Below are 3,910 nucleotides of genomic sequence, written 5' to 3' on the forward strand. Positions count from 1 at the left end.
GAGTAAGAATAACCATCTGCACGAAGAAGTATTTTGATCAGGAGAAACCCCTGATTTATCTCGTCTCGGCTTTGACCGTAGCCTGGGTAAACAAGCAAAGGCAAGATACAGAGTGTATACCGCCAAAATTCGATGGACTCAGAAAGCCAAAAAAAAATATAAAAGTAAGCGCAATTGCAACACTTATCCGTAAGTAGTTGTTTTGAGCGTGTAGGGGAATAATTGACTATTCCTTTTAAGCAAGTCTTAGTCTTAAAAAATCTGCGTGTCTTCAGACCGCAGAGTGTCAAAAAATCAAGGCGTTCTACTGAAGACTATGGCTCAAACTGTGATGCAAACTCAGAGGGGTGTAACTAATTTTCAGCCACTGGATGTTGAACTGCGGAACGTCTTCAAGTTTTTCAACCAAGAACCAGCAGTACATGGTGTGGACTTAGATGTGAGACAGGGAGAGTTCTTTAGTATTTTAGGACCCTCTGGTTGTGGTAAGACAACCATCTTACGGTTAATTGCTGGCTTTGAAAGAGTGGACGCAGGCAAGTTATTGATTCAAGGCAAGTCCATGACTCATGTACCTCCTTACCAAAGACCTGTGAATACTGTATTTCAAAGCTATGCTCTGTTTAATCACTTGAATGTGTGGGAAAACATTGCTTTTGGACTGCGGTTAAAAAAATTATCTCCATCAGAAATTAATAGCAGAGTCACGGAAGCTTTAAAGCTGGTGAAAATGGAAGGTTTGCGATCGCGCTTTCCTTCTCAGCTTTCTGGTGGTCAACAACAACGAGTTGCTTTAGCTAGAGCTTTGGTTAACCGTCCCGCTGTCTTACTCTTAGATGAACCCCTGGGAGCTTTAGATTTAAAACTGCGGAAGGAAATGCAGGTTGAGTTATGCAACATCCATAAAGAGTTAGGATTAACTTTTATTATGGTAACTCACGATCAGGAGGAAGCACTCAGTTTATCTGATCGGATCGCGGTGATGAATCAGGGCAAAATTGAACAAGTTGGTACTCCTCGCGCCATTTACGAACGTCCCGAAACAGCTTTTGTTGCAGATTTTATTGGTGATACCAATTTATTTAGCGGCGAAATTACTGCCATTGATGCCGAGTATGTTAAAGTTTTGACTAAAACCGGATTTTCTATTGTTGCTGCTCGTACAAAAGATACACCCTGGGAATTATTACAGGCGGTAGTTTTAAGTGTGCGTCCTGAAAAAATTCAGATTTCTCTTTATCATCCCAATCTACCCACAAATTGCTTTGAAGGTCGGTTAGTTAATATCATGTATTTGGGTACTCATGTTAATTATGTCGTGGAATTAGCTAATGGCATCAATGTTAATGTTTTACAACCTAATACCTTTGGTAGTTTACCAGACCGGAATACACCTATTTACATTTGGTGGGCAGAAACTGACTGTTTAGCTATTAGTCAAACATCAAAGGTGAATTAAGAGTAAACCATGATGATGACAATAACCAGGAGAAGGGAATTTATTAAAACAATGGCGTTGCTTTCTAGCTTGTCTTTAAGTAGTTGTGGCTGGAGATTAGCTAATGTCAGCGCCAATAATTATACTGGTTCAGTTTCTGGGAAAAGTGATGAATTGTATTTATATACATGGAGTCAATATACGGATCAAGAATTACTATCTACTTTCACTACCCAAACCGGCATCAAGGTTTTGGCAGATGTGTTTGATTCTAACGATGTGATGCTGGCTAAACTCCAAGCTGGAGGAGGTGCTAGTTATAGCGTTATCTATCCATCTGATTATATGGTACAGAAGATGGTAGAAAAAAATTTGTTAGCAGAAATTAATCACGCACTTTTAATAGGGTTAGAAAATTTATTTCCTCAATTTCAGAATCCTACTTATGACCCTAATAACCGTTATAGTTTACCTTTTAATTGGGGAACAACGGGATTTATCTATAACTCGGAAAAGCTGAAAACTCCCCCTGAAGATTGGGAATATCTTTGGCAAAATCAAGAGCAACTTTATAAACGGATGACTTTACTAAATGATGTGCGGGAGGTGATGGGAGCAACATTAAAAATGCTCGGTTATTCTTATAATTCGCAAAATGCCACAGAAATTAAAGCAGCTTATGAAAAATTGCGGTCATTAAAACCAGCGATCGCCGCTTTTGATACTGATGCTTGGCAAAACCAAATATTGGCAGGAGATTTATTATTAGCTATGTGTTATTCTGCCGATGGCGTGAAGATATCCAAGGAAAATCCTAAACTTAAATATGTAATTCCTCGCAGTGGTTCTTCTCTCTGGACAGATACTATTGTTATTCCCAAAACAGCGCCTAATATTCCTGGTACTTATAGTTGGATTAACTTCCTTCTGCAACCTGATGTAGCTGCCGAAATCAGCAAAAGATTGAAAATTGCTACTCCTAATCGCGCAGGTTTTGAACAATTACCACAAGAAATTCAAAATAATACTAGCTTATTTCCTCCAGAATCAATTTTAAATAAATGTGAACGCCTCACTCCTGTAGGTGATTTTGAAGCAGTTTATGAGCGATATTGGACTCAATTACTAGCTTAAATACAGCATATTCAGGAGTCAGGAGTCAGGAGTCAGGAGTCAGTAGTCAGGAGTCAGAATATTTGTTTGTAGCAACAATCATCCAGAAGCAAGTTTTTTCATCAACAACCAATGACTCGAAAAATCTAATTCATTCTAAATCTTGTATTCTGTATACTGAATCCTTACTGAAAATCCAAAATCTAAAATCTAAAATCTAAAATCTAAAATCTAAAATCTAAAATCTAAAATCCAAAAATTGGTATCAGGCTGTGTCTATTCAACTTCCTAAATCTCCCGTAGCATCCCCTAGCAATATTGCTAAAAAACCACCACAATTATATCGTCATTTTGTCCAATGGTTGCCTCCTTTATCCTTACTTGCACCATCAGGGATTTGGTTATTACTGTTGTTATTGCTGCCAACCTTGATAATTTTGCAATTGAGTTTAGTTAAGGATATCAGACCAGGTGATCTTGTCAATCCTAATGGATTGGATAACTATCTTCGTATTTTAGAACCGCTGTATTTACGAGTTATCTTCAATTCCCTGTTTTTGGCAATTAATACGACAATTATTTGTTTAATTGTGGGTTTTCCAGTAGCTTATTGGATTGCCCAAATGTCACCAAAACGGTGGCGAACTTTATTATTATTAGGCTTTGTTTTGCCTTTATGGACTTCTTCTTTACTACGTTCTTATGCTTGGATTACTATTCTCCGTCCTACTGGATTATTAAATAGTTTACTTACCAGTATAGGTTTACCAGCTTTGGAATTGTTGAACCGAACTCCAGCAGTTTTAATTGGCATGAGTTACAGTTTATTACCCTATATGGTTTTAGTATTGTATGCTTCTTTAGAAAAATTAGATCGACGTTTATTAGAAGCTGCTGCTGATTTGGGTGCAAACCCAGTACAAACTTTTTTGAAAGTGACAGTACCCCAAGTTTTTCCCGGTATTGCTGCTGGTTCTTTGTTGGTATTTATTACAGCATTGGGAGATTTTATTGATCCAGAATTATTGGGTGGTGCTTCCAGTATGACTGCTGCAAGGTTGGTTTATAATCAGTTTCTCGGTGCTACTCAAAATTGGGGTTTTGGTTCAGCTTTGAGTATGACTTTGATTTTGGTGGTGAGTATTGCCTTAGCGGTAGCTTACCATTCGCGCAGCGTGCCGAAGGCATAGTTATCGCCCTGGTGATTAAATTTGGTATTTAGGGCTTGCTGAATAAACTCAAAACCTTGATAAATCAAGGGTTTCAGGTGGAAAATCAGGAAATCAGTGCAGGATTTTTCAGGGGTATACTCCTAAAAGCGTGCATTTTCCGGGTGAAATTTCAAAGAATTGGTTACTA

The 3,910-nt window shown here is 38.1% G+C and carries 4 protein-coding genes; all 4 read left to right on the forward strand.

All coding sequences use genetic code 11. The features are described 5' to 3' along the window. On the forward strand, positions 1–197 hold a 197-nt coding region (locus PN497_RS22575), incomplete at its 5' end, for a hypothetical protein (RefSeq protein WP_272110884.1). Between the two features lie 119 nt (positions 198–316). Next, positions 317–1,459: an ABC transporter ATP-binding protein gene (locus tag PN497_RS22580; RefSeq protein ID WP_096564904.1), complete on the forward strand. Its 1,143-nt coding sequence runs from the start codon at positions 317–319 to the stop codon at positions 1,457–1,459. Between the two features lie 21 nt (positions 1,460–1,480). Further along, a complete protein-coding gene (locus tag PN497_RS22585; RefSeq protein WP_096572523.1) occupies positions 1,481–2,572 on the forward strand; it encodes a polyamine ABC transporter substrate-binding protein in 1,092 nt (363 codons plus the stop codon). Between the two features lie 251 nt (positions 2,573–2,823). Further along, the gene (locus tag PN497_RS22590) at positions 2,824–3,741 is read left to right on the forward strand and encodes an ABC transporter permease (RefSeq protein ID WP_096564907.1); all 918 of its coding nucleotides are present in this window, start codon (positions 2,824–2,826) and stop codon (positions 3,739–3,741) included. Positions 3,742–3,910 lie beyond the last annotated feature (169 nt).

It is taken from the genome of Sphaerospermopsis kisseleviana CS-549, assembly GCF_028329225.1.
Lineage (GTDB): Bacteria > Cyanobacteriota > Cyanobacteriia > Cyanobacteriales > Nostocaceae > Sphaerospermopsis > Sphaerospermopsis kisseleviana.

Excerpts from the sequence above, each read along its gene's own strand:
- PN497_RS22580 (WP_096564904.1), top strand. The coding sequence starts at position 317 with ATGGCTCAAACTGTGATGCAAACTCAGAGGGGTGTAACTAATTTTCAG.